The 16,861-nt window shown below is 65.8% G+C and carries 16 protein-coding genes; 8 read left to right on the forward strand and 8 right to left on the reverse strand.

Annotation, left to right across the window (positions count from 1 at the left end):
• Positions 1-2: 2 nt before the first annotated feature.
• Genes dxr through frr form a run of 4 tightly spaced genes read right to left on the reverse strand, consistent with a single transcriptional unit; the run spans position 3 to position 3,332 of the window.
• Positions 3-1,181: a 1-deoxy-D-xylulose-5-phosphate reductoisomerase gene (gene dxr / locus ACFQ2S_RS02805; RefSeq protein WP_386072535.1), complete on the reverse strand. Its 1,179-nt coding sequence runs from the start codon at positions 1,179-1,181 to the stop codon at positions 3-5.
• Positions 1,178-1,993: a phosphatidate cytidylyltransferase gene (locus ACFQ2S_RS02810; protein WP_386072537.1), complete on the reverse strand. Its 816-nt coding sequence runs from the start codon at positions 1,991-1,993 to the stop codon at positions 1,178-1,180. Before ACFQ2S_RS02810 ends, dxr begins: the two co-directional genes overlap by 4 nt.
• A complete protein-coding gene (gene uppS, locus ACFQ2S_RS02815) occupies positions 1,986-2,711 on the reverse strand; it encodes a polyprenyl diphosphate synthase (RefSeq protein WP_089232952.1) in 726 nt (241 codons plus the stop codon). The genes ACFQ2S_RS02810 and uppS overlap by 8 nt, the downstream gene beginning before the upstream one ends.
• A 54-nt stretch (positions 2,712-2,765) precedes the next feature.
• On the reverse strand, positions 2,766-3,332 hold the full coding sequence (gene frr / locus ACFQ2S_RS02820) for a ribosome recycling factor (protein WP_386072539.1): 567 nt from the start codon (positions 3,330-3,332) through the stop codon (positions 2,766-2,768).
• Between the two features lie 336 nt (positions 3,333-3,668).
• Between frr and ACFQ2S_RS02825 the strand changes: the two genes are divergently transcribed.
• Entirely contained in the window at positions 3,669-4,247 is a 579-nt protein-coding gene (locus ACFQ2S_RS02825) for a hypothetical protein (RefSeq protein ID WP_386072540.1), read from the forward strand.
• Positions 4,248-4,272: 25 nt separating this feature from the next.
• Here ACFQ2S_RS02825 and pyrH read toward each other — a convergent pair whose 3' ends face one another.
• On the reverse strand, positions 4,273-5,010 hold the full coding sequence (gene pyrH, locus ACFQ2S_RS02830; protein WP_089232949.1) for a UMP kinase: 738 nt from the start codon (positions 5,008-5,010) through the stop codon (positions 4,273-4,275).
• Positions 5,011-5,089: 79 nt separating this feature from the next.
• Between pyrH and miaA the strand changes: the two genes are divergently transcribed.
• The 6 genes from miaA (at position 5,090) to ACFQ2S_RS02860 (ending at position 13,441) form a co-directional block, all read left to right on the forward strand.
• The gene (miaA, locus tag ACFQ2S_RS02835; RefSeq protein ID WP_386072542.1) at positions 5,090-5,956 is read left to right on the forward strand and encodes a tRNA (adenosine(37)-N6)-dimethylallyltransferase MiaA; all 867 of its coding nucleotides are present in this window, start codon (positions 5,090-5,092) and stop codon (positions 5,954-5,956) included.
• A gap of 86 nt (positions 5,957-6,042) precedes the next feature.
• Positions 6,043-6,849, forward strand: a complete 807-nt coding sequence (locus ACFQ2S_RS02840; protein WP_386072544.1) for a helix-turn-helix domain-containing protein — start codon at positions 6,043-6,045, stop codon at positions 6,847-6,849.
• Between the two features lie 277 nt (positions 6,850-7,126).
• Positions 7,127-8,791 carry an ABC transporter substrate-binding protein gene (locus ACFQ2S_RS02845; RefSeq protein WP_386072545.1) on the forward strand — a complete coding sequence of 555 codons (1,665 nt, stop codon included), beginning with the start codon at positions 7,127-7,129 and terminating at the stop codon, positions 8,789-8,791.
• A 131-nt stretch (positions 8,792-8,922) separates the two neighbouring features.
• Positions 8,923-9,969, forward strand: coding sequence for an ABC transporter permease (locus ACFQ2S_RS02850; RefSeq protein WP_386072546.1), 1,047 nt, complete (start codon positions 8,923-8,925; stop codon positions 9,967-9,969).
• Between the two features lie 12 nt (positions 9,970-9,981).
• Positions 9,982-11,142: an ABC transporter permease gene (locus ACFQ2S_RS02855; RefSeq protein WP_089232944.1), complete on the forward strand. Its 1,161-nt coding sequence runs from the start codon at positions 9,982-9,984 to the stop codon at positions 11,140-11,142.
• Positions 11,143-11,359: 217 nt separating this feature from the next.
• Complete coding sequence (locus ACFQ2S_RS02860; RefSeq protein WP_386072548.1) at positions 11,360-13,441, forward strand: dipeptide ABC transporter ATP-binding protein; 2,082 nt, start codon at positions 11,360-11,362, stop codon at positions 13,439-13,441.
• 27 nt (positions 13,442-13,468) lie between these two features.
• Here ACFQ2S_RS02860 and ACFQ2S_RS02865 read toward each other — a convergent pair whose 3' ends face one another.
• The 3 genes from ACFQ2S_RS02865 to ACFQ2S_RS02875 form a co-directional block, all read right to left on the reverse strand.
• Positions 13,469-14,056 carry a hypothetical protein gene (locus ACFQ2S_RS02865; RefSeq protein WP_386072550.1) on the reverse strand — a complete coding sequence of 196 codons (588 nt, stop codon included), beginning with the start codon at positions 14,054-14,056 and terminating at the stop codon, positions 13,469-13,471.
• 101 nt (positions 14,057-14,157) lie between these two features.
• Positions 14,158-15,336 (reverse strand): cytochrome-c peroxidase, encoded by a 1,179-nt coding sequence (locus tag ACFQ2S_RS02870; RefSeq protein ID WP_386072551.1) that lies wholly within the window; start codon positions 15,334-15,336, stop codon positions 14,158-14,160.
• Between the two features lie 112 nt (positions 15,337-15,448).
• Positions 15,449-16,060, reverse strand: a complete 612-nt coding sequence (locus ACFQ2S_RS02875) for a lytic transglycosylase domain-containing protein (RefSeq protein ID WP_386072553.1) — start codon at positions 16,058-16,060, stop codon at positions 15,449-15,451.
• A gap of 195 nt (positions 16,061-16,255) precedes the next feature.
• Between ACFQ2S_RS02875 and ssb the strand changes: the two genes are divergently transcribed.
• Positions 16,256-16,765 carry a single-stranded DNA-binding protein gene (gene ssb, locus ACFQ2S_RS02880; protein ID WP_386072555.1) on the forward strand — a complete coding sequence of 170 codons (510 nt, stop codon included), beginning with the start codon at positions 16,256-16,258 and terminating at the stop codon, positions 16,763-16,765.
• The last annotated feature ends 96 nt before the right edge of the window (positions 16,766-16,861 follow it).

The raw sequence follows: 16,861 nt of genomic DNA on the forward strand, positions 1-16,861 counted from the left end.
CCTCAGGCTTCCGTTGCGATCAGTTCGGCGACTTCCGCCGCCCGCTTCCGAGCGAGATGATCCGTTTCCATGACATGATCAAGGCGCATCCGGTCACATTTCAGGGCGCCGTCGCGTTCCATCGTCTCCAGCACCTCCTCGACGACCGCCGCCATGTCGGTGAATCGGATCTGCCGCGCAAGGAAGGCATCGAGCGCCACTTCCTTGGCCGCGTTGAAGGCCGCGCCCGACACGCCGCCGCTCCGCATTACCTCGCGCGCCAGCCTCAGCGCCGGCCAGCGGCGCTCGCAGGGCTCGCGGAAATCGAGCCGGCCGATCTTTACCAGGTCGAGCCGTTCCACAGGCAGGTGACGCCGATCGGGGTAATGCAGCGCATAGCCGATGGCATGCCGCATGTCGGGCGGACCGACATGGGCCATCAGGGCGCCGTCGTTGAAGCCAACCAGTGCATGGATCAGCGATTGCGGGTGGACGACGACTTCGATCCGGCTCGGATCAAACCCGAAAAACTCTCGTGTCTCAATGAGTTCAAGAGACTTGTTGAACATCGACGCCGAGTCGACCGTGATCCGCAGGCCCATGTCCCAATTGGGATGCTTGGCCGCCTGTTCCGGCGTCGCCTTGGGCAGGTCCTCCAGCGGCCAGTCCCGGAAGGCACCGCCAGAGGCCGTGATGATCACCCGTTCGACGGCGGAAATATCTTCTCCAACAAGCGCTTGCGCGACGGCGCTGTGCTCGCTGTCAACCGGCAGAACCTGTGCTCCGTGGGCCCGCGCCGTCTCCATCAGCAGCGCGCCGGCGCAGACCAGCGACTCCTTGTTGGCCAGCGCCAGGGTCGCGCCCTGCTCCAACGCCGCCAGACCGGGTGCCAGCCCGGCCGCCCCGACGATCGCGGACATGACCCAGTCCGCGGGTCGCTCCGCCGCTTCGGCAATCGCGTCCGGCCCGGCACCGACGTCAATGCCGGTGCCTGAAAGGCGCGCCGCAAGCTCCTGTTTGCACTCGGAATAGCAGGTGACTGCAATCTCGGCATTGAGCGCGATCGCCTGCTCCGCCAGCCGGGCCACATTGCGCCCGCCTGACAGCGCGACGACCTGGTATTCCTCCGGCGCGCGGGAAATCAGGTCGACCGTGTTCTCGCCGATCGAGCCGGTGGCGCCGAAGATCGACACCCGCCTCATATCCGCACCTCGGGCACATCGACGATCAGCGCCAGCAATAGCATGAAGAGCGACGCGCCGAGCAACCCGTCGAACCGGTCGAACAGGCCGCCGTGGCCCGGGATCAGGGCCGAGCTGTCCTTGACCCCCACCCGACGCTTCAACGCGCTCTCGGCGATATCGCCCATCTGCGAGGCCATCGACAGGATCATAGAGATCCAGATCAGGTCGCGCCCGGAATCGGTGAACGTCAGGAACAGCGCGCCGACGAGCGCCGCGCCGATCCAGCCGGCAATCGTTCCGGACCATGTCTTCTTGGGGCTGATCCGCGGCCAGAACTTCGGCCCGCCGAACTTTCTTCCCGCGAAATAGCCGGCGACATCGGTCACGACCACAACAATGACCATCCAGAACAGCCAGGTGCCGCCATAGGTCTCCCGCGCGATAATCAGCCCCCAGCCCGCCACGGTGATGCCCAGCGCGAAAAGGAAAAACGTGCGCCGCTCACGCTGCATCGCGAGCGTGCCGACAGCCGCCGGAACAAGAAGAAGCACAAGGTGCCAGTCCGGTTTCTCAGACAACAGGCCGGAGATGACCGAGGCGGAGAAGGCGGCAAGGAGCATCGCGCCCACGTCGAGGCCCGGGCGGACCATGCGGGCCAGTTCCCAGATCATTACCGAGGTTACGAAGACCACGAGCATCTGGAACCAGACACCGCCAAGCCGGATTGCCACGACGCCTACCAGCACCATGGCCAGTCCCGTCCAGGTGCGGGCGTTCAGATCGTCCCAGCGGGTCGCCCCGCCGGGCGCGGATTTCTTCTCGTCAGCCAATGACCGCTCCGAAGCGCCGTTCCCGCTTGCCGAAACGCGCGAGGATCTCGGCGAACTTGTCCGCGGTGAAGTCCGGCCAGAGCGTGTCCACGAACTCGTATTCCGCATAGGCCGATTGCCAGAGCAGGAAATTGGAGATCCGTGCCTCGCCGCTGGTGCGGATCACAAGGTCGGGGTCGGGCAGAGTGTGTGTGTCGAGGAAGCGACCGAGAGTCTCGGCGGTGACGGAATCCGGATCGATCCGCCCTTCGGCCACTTCGCGGGCCAGACGCCGGGTTGCGCGCGTCACCTCGTCCCGGCCGCCGTAGTTCAGTGCAATCGTCAGGTGGACGTGATCGTTGGCCTCGGTGAGCGCCTCCAGATCGTCCATCAGCCGCACCAGCTTGGGATCGAGCCGGTCACGGTCGCCGATGAAGCGCACGCGCACCCGCTTGTTCAGCAGCCGCTGCGCCTCCTTCAGAATATAGCGCCGGAACAGGGTCATCAGCCCCGAAACCTCGGCTTGGGTGCGCTTCCAGTTCTCTGTCGAGAAGGCGAATATGGTCAGGTAGCGAACCCCGAGCTCGGGACAGGCCTCCACGATCTCGCTGACCCTGCGAGCGCCTGCCTGGTGACCGAAGAGCCGGGGGCGTCCCCGCGCGGTTGCCCAGCGACCATTGCCATCCATGATGATGGCCACGTGGTCCGGGGCCTTTGCGCGAGGGTCGTTGGCGGGCATGAATGGCCCCTTTCCTGGGCTGAAATAGGCATAAGCGGATCCGAGCCCGGAGGCTCAGACCTGCATGATCTCTTCCTGTTTGTGAGCCAGAGCGTCGTCGACCTGCTTGATGTGCTTGTCGGTCAGCTCCTGGATCTCGTCGTGCCAGATCCGCTCGTCGTCCTCGGGCATGCCGTCGGACTTGGCCTTCTTCAGCTGGTGCATGCCGTCCTGGCGCACGTTGCGGATAGCGATCCGGGCATTCTCGGCATAGGTCGCGGCGACCTTGGTCAGCTCGCGGCGGCGCTCCTCGTTGAGCTCCGGTATCGGCAGCCGGATGATCGTGCCGTCGACCACCGGGTTGATCCCCAGCCCGCTCTCGCGGAGGGCCTTCTCCGCCTTGGACACCATCGTCTTGTCCCAGATGTTGAGCGTGATCATCCGCGGCTCGGGCACGTTGACCGTCCCGATCTGGTTCAGCGGCGTCATCGAGCCGTAGGCCTCGACCTGGATCGGGTCCAGCATCGACGCGGACGCGCGCCCCGTACGCAACGACAGGAATTCAGTTTTCAACGCCCGCAGCGCACCGTCCATGCGGTGCTTGAGGTCGTCCATATCGGGATCTTCGTAGTCTGCTGACATGTGCCTGTTCCCTTGCAAGCATCTCGTTCGTTCGGAAAACTTCTAACGCCGGGGAGTCTGAATGTATAGGTTGCATAATCGACCGCAACAGCCTGAATGCGGCGGTCCCGAGGCAAGTTGCTGTCCTTTGCCCGTGCCATTTGCACCGCCCGGCCCTGCACATCGACACCGCCGCCGCGGTTCGCCAAAGGCGCTGTGATCGGCGGAGAACCGCCCCGGAGCGATCCGCCCTGCAAGATTCGCGTCGTCAATTGCCAGCGTTCGGCTACTGATGGGGCGTCCGGTTCTGCCGGCTCGCTCGACGCCCGCTGGGCATAGATGAAACCCGGAGGACATTTGCCCGTCAGAACACCTGCCCTGATGGCCTTCCTGGCCAGCACCTGCACCGCCGCCGCCACCTGGGGCGACCAGGCGGCCATCGCCGTATGCACCGATTACGTGATGCAGATCTGCGGCCCCGATACGCCGCCGGGCATGACCCTTCTCGGCGCCTTCGGACTTGGCGCGGCGACGCGGGTATCGCTGCGCGATGGCGCCGGCGAGATCTGGCAATGCAGCGGGCAGGCCAACGGGCTGGTCGACGATGTCGAGATGGCCGAGTTCCCGGAACCGCGCCCCGTGCGGCTTGCGGCCGGCGCTCCCTCGGCTGTCCTGCAAGACACGATCGCCGCGTCGGAGGCCACGCAATACGTCGTGCCGCTTGTCGCGGGTCAGCTACTGTTTGCCCGCGTGGTCGAGCTGTCCCCCGGCCTGATCCTCGAAGTCCGCGACCCGGACGGGCAGCCGCTGGCGCTCCGGACCGTGACCGATCGCGTCTTTCTGGATCGTGCCGAGCGGTCGGGCGACTACGCCGTCCGCCTGATCAATCACGGCACGGCAAGCGCCTCGCCGCTCTCGATCATCGCCGTCTATTGAGACGGCATGCCAGCGTCGGAGCGGGTCAGCCGTGGACGCGGGTATAGGTACCCTCGCCCGCCAGGATGCCGCGGAACCCGCCCGGTTCGTCCAGCGAGAAGACGATGATCGGCAGGTTGTTGTCGCGGGCAAGCGCGATGGCCGAGGCGTCCATGACCTTCAGGTGCTTGGCCAGGCAATCGTCATAAGTCACGGTGTCGTAGCGGACCGCGTCCGGAAACTTCACCGGGTCCTTGTCGTAGACACCGTCGACCTTGGTGCCCTTGAAGATCGCCTCGCAGGCCATCTCGTTGGCGCGCAGCGTCGCTGCGGTGTCGGTGGTGAAATATGGGTTGCCGGTGCCGGCGGCGAAGATGCAGACCCGTTTCTTCTCGAGGTGCCGCACGGCGCGACGGCGGATGTAGGGCTCGCAGACCTCGTCCATCCGGATCGCCGAGATCACCCGGGTGTAGACCCCGAGCCCCTCGAGCGCCGATTGCATCGCCAGCGCGTTCATTACCGTGGCGAGCATGCCCATGTAGTCGGCGGTGGTCCGCTCCATCCCCTGCGCCGAGCCCGAAAGCCCGCGGAAGATGTTGCCGCCGCCGATCACCATGCAGATCTCGACGCCGAGCTCCTGGACCGACTTAACCTCGCGGGCGATCCGCTCCACGGTGGGCGGGTGCAGGCCGAAGCCCTGGTCGCCCATCAGCGCCTCGCCGGATATCTTCAGAAGGACCCGCTTGTAGGCCGGTGCCGGTTGATCCTCGGTTGCGTCCAACATATCACGATCCCCCTGATCTGCTCCGGCGCCTTCCTGTCTGAAATCCGCGCCGGCATCAACAGCCAAGACGGATGTAACGGTGATTGACCTCTCCGAGATCGACGACGAGCGCCCGGTCCTGATTGCCGGCCCCACCGCGAGCGGCAAGTCGGCGCTGGCGCTGGAGATTGCTGGGGCCGGCGGCGGCATCATCGTGAATGCCGACGCTCTGCAGGTCTTCGGCAACTGGCGGGTGCTGACGGCCCGCCCCTCGGTGGCCGAGGAAACGCAGGCGCCGCACCGGCTCTATGGTCATGTCGGACGCTACGCGCCCTATTCGGTGGGGCACTGGCTGCGGGAGGTCTCCGCCCTTCTGGCGGGGCCGGAACGGCTTATCGTGGTCGGCGGCACCGGGCTTTATTTCACCGCCCTCACCGAGGGGCTGGTCGAGATACCGCCGATTCCGGCGGAGATCCGCCGGATGGCCGACGCGATGGATCACGCCGCCCGCCTGGCCGAGATCGACGCCGAGACGGCCTCCCGGATCGACACCGCCAACCCTGCCCGCGTGCAGCGCGCCTGGGAGGTGCTGAAGGCGACCGGCCGCCCGCTCGCCGCCTGGCAGGACGAAACGCCCGCGCCGCTTCTGCCGCTCGCGCAGGCCCAGGCACTGGTCGTGGATGCACCCAAAGAGTGGCTCACATCCCGGATCGAGCGCCGGTTCGACCAGATGCTGGCGCAGGGCGCGTTGGAGGAGGCGCGGGCAAACCTTGCCGACTGGGATCCTGCCCTGCCCTCCTCCCGCGCCATCGGCGCGCCGGAACTGATCGCGCATCTGCGTGGCGAACTTTCGCTCAACGAGGCCCGCGAGGCCGCGCAGGTCGCGACACGCCAATACGCCAAGCGCCAGAGGACGTGGTTCCGCGCCCGTATGAAGGACTGGCGGCCGGTTTCGCTGGCCGGCTGAGGACACCGCCGCCCACCCGCTTGATTAACCATTTGCGGCGGTGCAGTGTCGCCCTTGTCGGGCCGGCGCCCGACCGGGGGTTCGCGATGTCCATTCTGCCTGCCGTCTCCACCGGGCCGCTTCGGCTGGTGCCCGTCCAGCGCCTGGCGCAGGGCGGCCGGTGGCGCACCGAGGCGATGCGCAGCTACCGGATGCCGCTCCTGCTGTGGTTCACTCGCGGCCAGGGTCGGATTACCGTTGCGGGGCTGACACGCGGCTACGGCGCTCACAATGCCGTGTTCGTGCCAGGCGCGACGATGCATGGCTTCGATGTCTCCGGAAAGGTCTTCGGCACCGCGATCTTCTTCAACGAAAACGAGGGGCTCGACCTGCCCACCGAGCCCTGCCACCTGCGGGTACGCGACGCACGTCACCAGGCCGAGCTGACAAGCCTTCTTGAGGCGCTGCAACGAGAGACCGACACAAACCTCCCGCTTCGCGACCGTGCGATCGCCTTTCACGCCGGGCTGCTGTCGGTCTGGATCGCGAGACAGCGCGCGGAGTACGAAGACCGCCCCGGCGAGACAGCCGCGCGCGACCTCGTGCGGCGCTACACGCGGGCGATCGAGGAACAGCTCTATACCGGGCAATCGGTTGGCGACTATGCCGAATCCCTCGGCGTCACGCCTACCCACCTGAGCCGGGTCTGCAACCAGACCTGCGGCCGCCCGGCCTCGGAACTGCTCGCCGACCGGCTCACCTTCGAGGCGCGCCGATTGCTGCTCGACACCGCGCTGCCGGTGAAACGCGTGGCCGAAATCCTGGGATACGGCTCGGCGGCCTATTTCACCCGCACGTTCCACAACCGCACCGGCCAGACCCCGACGGATTTCCGCGAGAGACACACATCATGATCTGCCGTTAAATCCGGCTGCCGTTGGGGAAGTCGTCCCGGTTTTTGGTTGCCTCCAACAGACTTGTCGTTTTTGATCCCCCGCGATGTCGCTATCAGACCTCGATGATCGCAAGCGATTGTTGACGCACGGCAAGTTCTCGTGCCGAATGCCGGGGTCGACAGGAAGACGGCGTGGCGTTTGACGGAATCCGCTACGGAATTTCGGATCGTGGGAAACCGCGGCCTGCCGTCTCAGAAAAACAAAATGAACGCTCGTGTGTCACAGGGAGACAAGAATGACGCATCCCACCCTCAACGGCCGCGCGGTGCATCCGGCAGCCCGAATGTATGCGGAAGAATGCAAGGCCGGGAAACTGAGCCGGCGCGAGTTCATGGCCCGTGCAACCGCGCTCGGCGTCACCGCCGCCGGTGCCTATGGCCTGATCGGTGTTCGGCAGCCGGCCGTCGCACAGCCCGCCATCGCCGAGGGCGGTGACATGAAGATGCAGATGGACGTTCTGCCCATCAAGGACCCGCGGATTTCCGACTTCTCGCAGATCGCCAATGCGGCGCGCGGCACGCTGGAATACCTCGTCGAATACAACAACGACGGCTCGATCCGCGGTATGTTGCTGGAAAGCTGGGAGATCAGCGAGGACGCCAAGACCTACACCCTCAAGGTCCGCCCGAACGCCAAGTGGAACAACGGCGAGCCTTTCACCGCTGCCGACGTGGCCCGCAACATCGAGCGCTGGTGCGAAGCCGAGGTACCGGCCAACTCGATGGCCAGCCGCATGGCCAGCCTCGTGGATCCGGACACCAAGATGGCCGGCGCGGGCGTGATCGAGGTTGTCGACGACATGACCGTCAAGCTCAACCTGCCCAAGCCCGACATCACCATCATCCCCGGCATGGCCGACTACCCGGCCGCCATCGTGCACTCGACCTACGACGAGGCACTCGGCAAGGACAATGTAGGCACCGGCCCGTTCCTGATCGAGAGCCACGAGGTCGGCGTGCAATGCACCATCGTGCGCAACACCGAACATGAATGGTGGGGAACCGAGGTCTATGGCGGCCCCTATCTCGACAGCCTCCAGTTCGTCGACTACGGCACCGACCCCGCGGCCTGGCTGGCGGCGCTCGAGTCCGAGGAGGTCGACGCCAACTACGAATCCGTCGGCGAATACATCGACCTGCTGACCGACCTCGGCTTCGTGAAATCCGAAGCCGTCACCACCCACACCATCGTCATCCGGCCCAACCAGCTGGCCGAGGTGGACGGCAAGAAGCCCTACGAGGACGTGCGCGTCCGCAAGGCGCTGGCGATGGCCGTCGACAACGCGGTCTGCCTCGAGCTCGGCTATTCCGACCGCGGCACCACGGCCAACAACGACCACGTCTCGCCGCTGCACCCCGAATATGCCGATATCGGCCCGGTGGAGCGCGACGTCGAGGGCGCCCTGGCGCTGCTCGAAGAGGCCGGGATGCTCGATTTCGAGCACGAGCTCATGTCGATCGATGACGACTGGCGCCGCAACACCACCGACGCCGTCGCCGCCCAGCTGCGCGACGCCGGCATCAACGTGAAGCGGACGATTCTGCCCGGCTCGACCTTCTGGAACGACTGGACCAAGTATCCCTTCAGCTCGACCAACTGGAACGGCCGGCCGCTCGGCGTGCAGATCTACGCCCTAGCCTATCGCTCGGGCGAGGCCTGGAACGAGTTCGGCTGGGCCAATGCCGAGTTCGACGCGCTTCTCGACGAGGCGCTGGCAATCGCCGACGCGGACAAGCGCCGCGAGGTCTCGGCCAAGATGCAGCAGCTCGTGCGCGACGAGGGCGTGACGATCCAGCCCTACTGGCGCACCGTCTACCGTCATACCCGCGAAGGCGTCGTCGGGGCCGAACGGCACATCTCCGACGAGATCCACGCCTACAAGTACGGTTTCGCCGCCTGATCGCGCCGATCCCGTGACATCGGTCCCGGCCGTCTCGCGGCCGGGTGCCTGCCGGGGCCCGCCGCCAGCCACCCCGGCCTCGACCCACAGCCCGAGGCGCGCATCCAGCCCGTCCGCCAACAGGAATTAAGATGGGATTGTTCATACTCCGCCGGATCGGGATCATGATCCTTACGGCGCTCTGCCTCACCTTCATCGTCTTCGTCCTGACGAACCTCCAGCCGAACCTCGAGAAGCTGGCCAAGACGCAGGGCAACGTTCGGATGACCGACGAGCAGGTCGCCACCTGGCTGGAGATGAACGGGTACACGGACCCGATGCTCTCGCGCTATGGTCAATGGCTGGGCCTTCTGCCGGGCTGGACCCGTGAGGACGCCGAGGGCAATGTCACCGGCCGTTGCATCAGCCGCGACGTGCCCGCCGACGTGGCGCCGGAGCGCTGCGGCGTGCTGCAGGGCGACTGGGGCTGGTCGACCGTGCTGCGCGACGAGGTGAGCGCGATCATCGGCACGCGGCTGGGGCTGACCGGCATCCTGATGTTCTGGGTCATGCTGCTGATGGTGCCGATGGCGCTGATCATGGGCGTCCTGGCCGGAATGCGCGAAGGCTCGCGCCTCGACCGGTCGCTCTCCACCGTCTCGATCGCCTCCACCGCGACCCCCGAATATGTCTCCGGCGTCATCCTGATCGCCGTCTTTGCCTCCTCCGCCGTCGGGCTGAAATGGTTCAAGGGCACTGCGACCAGCGCCATGGATGGCATCACCTTCGAGAACTTCACCCTGCCGGTCGTGACCATCGCGCTCTACGGCATGGGCTATATCGCCCGGATGACTCGGGCCTCGATGACCGAGGTGATGACCGCGCAATATATCCGCACCGCCCGCCTCAAGGGCGTGAGCTTCCCGAACATCGTCCTGAAACACGCGCTGCGCAACGCGCTGATCGCGCCTTTCACCGTGATCATGTTGCAGATCCCCTGGCTGCTGAACGGCGTGGTGATCGTTGAGACGCTCTTCAACTACAAGGGGTTCGGCTGGACGCTGGTGCAGGCGGCCTCCAACAACGACATCGAGCTGCTGCTGGGCTGCTCGGTCGTCGCAGTGGTCGTGGTTCTCGTCACCCAGCTCATATCGGATGTGGGGTATATCTTCCTGAACCCGCGCATCCGGATTTCGTGAGGGGACGTAGCAATGGAACCGTTGTCCTGGGGCGCCATCCTCGTCGAGATCCTGATCCGCTTCACCCCGGTCTGGATCGGCATGGCCGCGATCTTCGCGCTCTCGCTCACCTTCAAGCGCCGGCTGGGGCTCTACGGCAAGCTCTTCGACTCCACCATCGGCATGATCGGCTTCGCGATCGTGCTGTTCTGGGTGCTGACCGCGCTCTTCTCCAACATGATCATCACCCACGACCCGCTGGTGCAGGTCTCGGGCATGAAGAACAAGCTGCCCGGCACGCCGGTGCCGGAGGGCACCGAGGGGCTGGGGTACTACCTGCTCGGCGGCGACAACCTCGCCCGCGACGTGTTCAGCCGGATGGTAGCCGGCTCGACCATCGTGATGCAGATCGCGCCCGTCGCGACGCTCTTCGCCTTCATGGTCGGCATCACCCTCGGCCTGCCGGCGGCTTATTACGGCGGCGCGCTGGACACCTTCCTGTCGTTCCTCGCCAACCTGATCCTCGCCTTCCCGGTGATCCTGCTGTTCTACCTGCTGGTGACGCCCGAGATCGTGGCGACCGGGCTGCCAACCTACATGGCCGCGGTCCTGTTCCTGTTCCCGATCCTGTTCCTGGTGGTGCTCTGGAACTCCCGGTTCTTCACCCAGGCCGGCAAGCGCGCGGCCTATATCTCGGTGACGCTGGTGCTTGGGCTATGGGTCTACCTAGGAGTGGCCTGGAACGCCGATCCGCTGGGCATCATCTCGGTCCCGCCCAACATCCTGATCGTCTTCGTCTCGGTGGTCTTCGTGAACGCGCCCACGGTCTTCCGTATCGTCCGCGGCATCGCGCTCGACATCAAGACGCGGGATTACGTCGCCGCCGCCCAGACCCGCGGCGAGGGTCCGTGGTATACGATGCTTTGGGAGATCCTGCCGAATGCCCGCGGTCCGCTGATCGTCGATTTCTGCCTGCGGATCGGATACACGACGATCCTGCTCGGAACACTCGGGTTCTTCGGCCTCGGCCTTGCTCCGGAAAGCCCGGACTGGGGCAGTACGATCAACGACGGCCGCAAGCTGCTGTCGATCTATCCGCACCCCGCGCTCGCGCCTGCCCTGGCGTTGATGAGCCTGGTGCTCGGCCTGAACCTGCTGGCCGACGGGCTGCGCGAAGAGAGCCTGAAAGATTGAGCGGCCGGTGCGGAACAGGCCGGCCCCTGCGCCGGCGGAGAGCGCGGACCGGGGGCCAGCCCCCGGACCCCCGGGATATCTTTGGACAGAAGACGTGGGGTCTGCGTCGCGTGCGAAGCACGCGCCCGGCCCAACGCTCTTTCCGAGCCCGCAAGGGCGAGGTGGAGCGGCGGGAGCCCTGCGCCCCGCGAGCGCTGCGGAATGAAGGGAGCGCGAGATGACCAAGTGGGATTATGACGGCCCGATTCTCGAGATCGACAAGCTCTCGATCTCCTTCTTCACCCGACTGCGGGAGATTCCGGCGGTGATGGATTTCTCCGTTACCGTGCAGCCCGGCGAGGCAATGGGGCTGGTGGGGGAATCCGGGTGCGGAAAATCCACCGTTGCGCTCGGCGTCATGCAGGATCTGGGTGTGAACGGGCGGATCGTCGGCGGATCGATCAAGTTCAAGGGGCGCGACCTGGGCGAGATGAGCGCCGAGGAGTTGCGGCACATCCGCGGTTCCGAGATCGCGATGATCTATCAGGAGCCGATGGCTTCGCTGAACCCGGCAATGAAGATCGGCAAGCAATTGATGGAAGTGCCGATGATCCACGAGGGGATCTCGCAGAAGGAGGCCCTGGACCGCGCGCTGGAGGTGGTTACCGATGTGCGTCTGCCGGATCCCAAACGGATCCTGAACTCCTATCCGCACCAGCTCTCCGGAGGGCAGCAGCAGCGGATCGTCATCGCCATGGCGCTGATGTCGAAGCCCAGCCTGCTGATCCTCGACGAGCCGACCACCGCGCTCGACGTGACGGTGGAGGCTGCCGTGGTCGAGCTGGTGAAGGAGCTGGGCAAGAAATACGGCACCTCGATGCTGTTCATCTCGCACAACCTCGGCCTCATCCTCGAGACCTGCGACAGGCTCTGCGTGATGTATTCCGGCGAGGCGGTGGAGCGCGGCTCGATCGAGGACGTTTTCGACGAGATGCAGCACCCCTACACGCAGGCGCTCTTCCGCTCGATCCCGCTGCCGGGGGCGGACAAGAACGCCCGCCCGCTGGTCGCCATTCCGGGCAACTTCCCCCTGCCCCACGAGCGCCCGCCGGGCTGCAATTTCGGCCCGCGCTGCGACTATTTCGAAGCCGGGCGCTGCGACGCCGGCGACATTCCGATGTACCCCGTGCCCGGCAACGACCGGCACGCCACCCGCTGCCTGAAGTTCCAGGAGATCGACTGGAACGCGCCACTGGCGAAAGCGGTCGAGAGCAAGGCTGCGGAGATCGGGCGCACCGTGCTGAAGGTCGACAAGCTCAAGAAATACTATGAGGTCGCCGCCAACGCGCTGTTCAGCGGACACCGCAAGGTGGTGAAGGCCAACGAGGAGCTGAGTTTCGAGGCCCGCGAGGGCGAGACGCTGGCCATCGTCGGCGAATCCGGCTGCGGCAAGTCGACCTTTGCCAAGGTCCTGATGGGGCTGGAGACAGCGACCGAGGGAACGATCACGCTCGACAACAGGTCCATCGAACAGATTCCGATCGACAAGCGGGATACCGCGACCGTGTCTTCTGTACAGATGGTCTTCCAGAACCCGTTCGACACGCTCAACCCCTCGATGACCGTCGGACGGCAGATCATCCGGGCGCTGGAGATCTTCCGGTTCGGCAATAGCGAGGCGGAGCGGCGCGCGCGGATGCTGGAACTGCTGGACCTCGTGAAACTGCCCCGCGCCTTTGCCGAGCGGATGCCCCGGCAGCTCTCGGGCGGGCAGAAGCAGCGCGTGGGCATTGCCCGGGCCTTTGCCGGCGGTGCTCGGATCGTGGTCGCCGACGAGCCGGTCTCGGCGCTCGACGTCTCGGTCCAGGCCGCGGTGACCGACCTGTTGATGGAGATCCAGCGGGAGGAGAAGACGACCTTGCTCTTCATCTCCCACGACCTGTCGATCGTGCGCTATCTCTCGGACCGGGTCCTGGTGATGTACCTCGGCCATGTGGTCGAGATGGGCACCACCGACCAGGTCTTCTCGCCGCCCTATCATCCCTACACCGAGGCGCTTCTGTCGGCGGTTCCGATTGCCGACACGAGCATCGCCAAGAAGCACATCGTTCTGGACGGCGACATCCCCTCGGCCATGAACCCGCCGCCGGGCTGTCCGTTCCAGACGCGCTGCCGCTGGAAGTCGGAGGTTCCGGGCAATCTCTGCGAGACGCAGGTGCCGCCGATCCGTGACCTCGGAGACGGCCACCAGGTCAAGTGCCACCTTGCCGACGACTTGCTCGCCCGGATGGAGCCGGTGATCACCCTCGCCGCGGAATAGACGCCGGCGCGGGCCGCGTCTGGCGGGTCAGTCGCAGTGATTGTGATGGCGCCACATCTGCGGGTCGTGCCCTTCCGGCACGGCATCGCAGGGATCTGCGGCGTAGCCGCGAAGCTCCCGGTAGCGCGCAATCTGCGCCTCCGTCAGGATTGTCGGCGTCTCGAGGTGCCGCGACAGGTGGACGTAGCGCAGAGCGCCGCGGGCCTCTGCCGCCTCCGACACGCGTTGCGCCAAGATCTCCGACGTCAGGCCGCCCGAGGCGAAGGCCGCATCGAGCGCTGCCTCGGCCGCGATGAATCGGGCACCGGCCGCGATGGCCTCCTGCTGCATCTCCTCGAACAGCGCCTCAATCTGCGCGACCTGCTCCGGGTCGAGCCCCAACTGCTCCTTCAATTCCAGCAGGTGCGCCGGCCCGGGGAGCCCGTTCAACTCGGCCGGGAGCGCCAGCCCCCAGCCCTGGCCCGCGCGGATCTGCGCGACGTCGTCCTCCGACAGGCTCTTGATCTCCCGCGCATCCAGCCCGGCGTAGGGCGCGGCTGCATGGTCCTGCGCCGCGACCGCCCACGCGGCCATCAGCAGGATCGGAAGGGCAAGGGCGTGAAGGGCATGGCGCATGGGCTTTGGTCCTGTCTCGATCGGGTTTCCCGAATCATGGCATCCCGTGACCCGGAGGCGAAGACGCGTTCCCGTGATCGGGCTGTTCTGGTACCCGCGCCCTACTCCTCGAGCAGATGCTCGTAACGCGCGTCGGTCAGAGTCTTGAGAAAGGCGACGATGGCGTCGACCCGCTGGTCGTCCAGCGCCGGGCCGGTCTCCAGATCCACCAGCGACAGCGTTCCGTCCACTTCCGGCGGCCCCCAGGGCTGGCCTGTCTCCGGGTTGATCTGCCGTTCGGGCGCTCTCGAATTATACTTGTCGTAGAACAGAACCACGGTGCGCAGATCCTCGAAGACCCCGTTGTGCATGTAGGGACCGGTGACGGCGACGTTGCGCAGGGTCGGCACCTTGAACTTCCCGGCCTGCGCCGGATCGTCGACGCCCGGATTCTGCAACAGGCCGGTGTCGACATGGTCCGCAGTCGACCCGTTGGCGCCGCGCAGCGCCACGTTCGCCGGCACGCCGATGTTGTGGAACTCGTAGTTGGTGAAGGTCTCCTGCGGGTCGATCTCGCTGCGGCCGAGCTGGTGGCAGATGTTGCAGTTGGTGAACTGCTGCGAGAAGAACAGCACCCGCCCCAGTTCCTCCTGATCGGTCAGGGTGTATTCGCCGCGCAGCGAGCGGTCGTACTTGCTGTCGAACGGGGCGAATTCCGGCGTCCGCTCGAAGGCGGCGATGGCGCGGGTCATCGCGCCGTAAGCCGCGTCCGGATCCTCGAACAGGCCCTCGCCGAAAAGCCAGGTCATCGCCTCGACGTAATCGGGATTCTCCTCCAGCCGGGCGGCGACGCTGGCCCTGTCCGGCATCCCCATCTCGATCGGGTCGAGCGGCGGCCCGCCCGCCTGCCCCTCCAGCCCGGCCTCGCGGCCATCGTGGAACTGCCCGCCCTTCCAGACACCGGCGACCTCGTCGAAATGGAACTCCGGCGAGAACATCGCGTAGGCGGCCGTGGGCGCGTTGCGGTCTCCCAGGGACATCCCGTCGTCACCGAGCGACGCGGCGCGACCGACCTTGCTCTCGCGCGGATCGGTAAAGGCGGCGGCCGGATCGTGGCAGGTTGCGCAGGCCTGGCTGCGGTTGAGCGACAGGTTCGGATCGAAGAACAGCGCCTCGCCCAGTTGCTCGAGATTGGTGAACAGGGGCTCGGTCGCGACCTGCGGGGCACTGGCGAGGTAGAGCCCGGCAACGACCGCGCCTGTCGCGGCAGGTAAGGCAATCGGTTTCAGGAGACCGGCCATGGATGCGTCCTTGGGTATCTGGCAACTTTGGCCACAGCAGATACACTGGTTCCGGATCGGTGCAAATTGATCCGGAACAAATTCCGAGTGAATTAATCGGGAAACCGGAGCCTCAGCTGCCCCAGATCTTGCGGACGTAGTTCGTCGTCTCGCGATAGGGCGGGACGCCGCCGTATTTGTCGACCGCGCCCGGGCCGGCATTGTAGGCCGCCAGCGCGAGGCGCCAGTTGCCATAGCGGTCGTACATCATCCGCAGGTAGCGCGCGCCGCCTTCGAGATTCTGGGTAGGATCATGCGGATTGACACCAAGCTTGGCCGCAGTGCCAGGCATCAGCTGCGCCAGCCCGATCGCGCCCTTGTGGGATTTCGCGCTGACCCGCCAGTTGCTCTCCTGCTGCACAAGACGCAGGAACAGGTCCTCCGGCACACCATGCTTGCGCGCAGCGCTCTTGGCGACCGAGAGGTACTCGCCCCGGTAGTTGCCGCGATAGTTCGGCACGGAGGCGATGGACACGGACGCCTTGGAGGACGGCGGCTGAAGCCGGACCGAATTCTCGTATTGTTTGGAGGCGCGGTTGTCGAGGAGACGGGTTTGTGAGGCGAACAGCCGGGCCCGCGATTTGGATGATACGGAAGTTTCCGCTGAAACGGGCTCTGGAGCCCATGTCACGACACTTGCGACCACCATGGCCGCGATGCCACCAGCACCTGCGAGCTTCACCATTCGGCTTTGCCTTGTCCCTCGTCCTACAGGTGCGGGAGTATATGGAAATGAGGTGGTTGCGCCAGTGCAAGCGGGTCACGCCGGCGGATTTATGCGGTTTTTAACCTCGATCATGTGGTGTAGCGTCTGGCTCCGAAGCGGAATCGATGCCTCGGAGCAACAGGCAAGAGACTCGAAAGCACAAAGGAGCAGCGCATGGCGGGGTCGGTGAACAAGGTGATCCTGGTGGGCAATCTGGGCCGGGACCCGGAAGTGCGCACCTTCCAGAACGGTGGCAAGGTCTGCAACCTGCGAATCGCCACGTCCGAGAACTGGAAGGACCGCAACACCGGCGAGCGCCGGGAGCGGACCGAATGGCATTCGGTGGCCATCTTCTCGGAACCGCTGGCGCGGATCGCCGAGCAATACCTGCGCAAGGGCTCCAAGGTCTATATCGAGGGCCAGCTCGAAACCCGCAAATGGCAGGACCAGTCCGGCCAGGACCGCTATACGACCGAAATCGTGCTGCGCCCTTATCGCGGCGAGCTGACACTGCTCGATAGCCGAGGCGGAGAAGGCAGTGGCGGCGGCGGGTATGACGACCGCGGCAGCTATGGTGGCGGCGGCGGCGGATACGATGACCGCGGAGGGTCGCAGGGCGGCGGCTATGGCGATGGCGCGCCGGGCGGCGGCGGCAGCGATCTGGACGACGAAATCCCGTTCTGAGGCGGCGACCGGCGGCCCGGCCCCGACCCGTTCCGGATCAAGGTCCGGGGCGTCGACTTCTATGCCTGATCCGTGGCATCGGGGCGACCACGCGCT

Origin of the sequence: Tropicimonas aquimaris, from assembly GCF_042676185.1 — a bacterium.
Taxonomy (GTDB): Bacteria; Pseudomonadota; Alphaproteobacteria; order Rhodobacterales; family Rhodobacteraceae; genus Tropicimonas; species Tropicimonas aquimaris.

What these genes read in the sequence shown, in the direction of transcription:
- dxr (WP_386072535.1), bottom strand. Translation starts at nt 1,181, where the DNA reads ATGAGGCGGGTGTCGATCTTCGGCGCCACCGGCTCGATCGGCGAGAAC.
- uppS (WP_089232952.1), bottom strand. Translation starts at nt 2,711, where the DNA reads ATGCCCGCCAACGACCCTCGCGCAAAGGCCCCGGACCACGTGGCCATC.
- frr (WP_386072539.1), bottom strand. Translation starts at nt 3,332, where the DNA reads ATGTCAGCAGACTACGAAGATCCCGATATGGACGACCTCAAGCACCGC.
- pyrH (WP_089232949.1), bottom strand. Translation starts at nt 5,010, where the DNA reads ATGTTGGACGCAACCGAGGATCAACCGGCACCGGCCTACAAGCGGGTC.
- ACFQ2S_RS02840 (WP_386072544.1), top strand. Translation starts at nt 6,043, where the DNA reads ATGTCCATTCTGCCTGCCGTCTCCACCGGGCCGCTTCGGCTGGTGCCC.
- ACFQ2S_RS02845 (WP_386072545.1), top strand. Translation starts at nt 7,127, where the DNA reads ATGACGCATCCCACCCTCAACGGCCGCGCGGTGCATCCGGCAGCCCGA.
- ACFQ2S_RS02850 (WP_386072546.1), top strand. Translation starts at nt 8,923, where the DNA reads ATGGGATTGTTCATACTCCGCCGGATCGGGATCATGATCCTTACGGCG.
- ACFQ2S_RS02855 (WP_089232944.1), top strand. Translation starts at nt 9,982, where the DNA reads ATGGAACCGTTGTCCTGGGGCGCCATCCTCGTCGAGATCCTGATCCGC.
- ACFQ2S_RS02860 (WP_386072548.1), top strand. Translation starts at nt 11,360, where the DNA reads ATGACCAAGTGGGATTATGACGGCCCGATTCTCGAGATCGACAAGCTC.
- ACFQ2S_RS02865 (WP_386072550.1), bottom strand. Translation starts at nt 14,056, where the DNA reads ATGCGCCATGCCCTTCACGCCCTTGCCCTTCCGATCCTGCTGATGGCC.
- ACFQ2S_RS02870 (WP_386072551.1), bottom strand. Translation starts at nt 15,336, where the DNA reads ATGGCCGGTCTCCTGAAACCGATTGCCTTACCTGCCGCGACAGGCGCG.
- ACFQ2S_RS02875 (WP_386072553.1), bottom strand. Translation starts at nt 16,060, where the DNA reads ATGGTGAAGCTCGCAGGTGCTGGTGGCATCGCGGCCATGGTGGTCGCA.
- ssb (WP_386072555.1), top strand. Translation starts at nt 16,256, where the DNA reads ATGGCGGGGTCGGTGAACAAGGTGATCCTGGTGGGCAATCTGGGCCGG.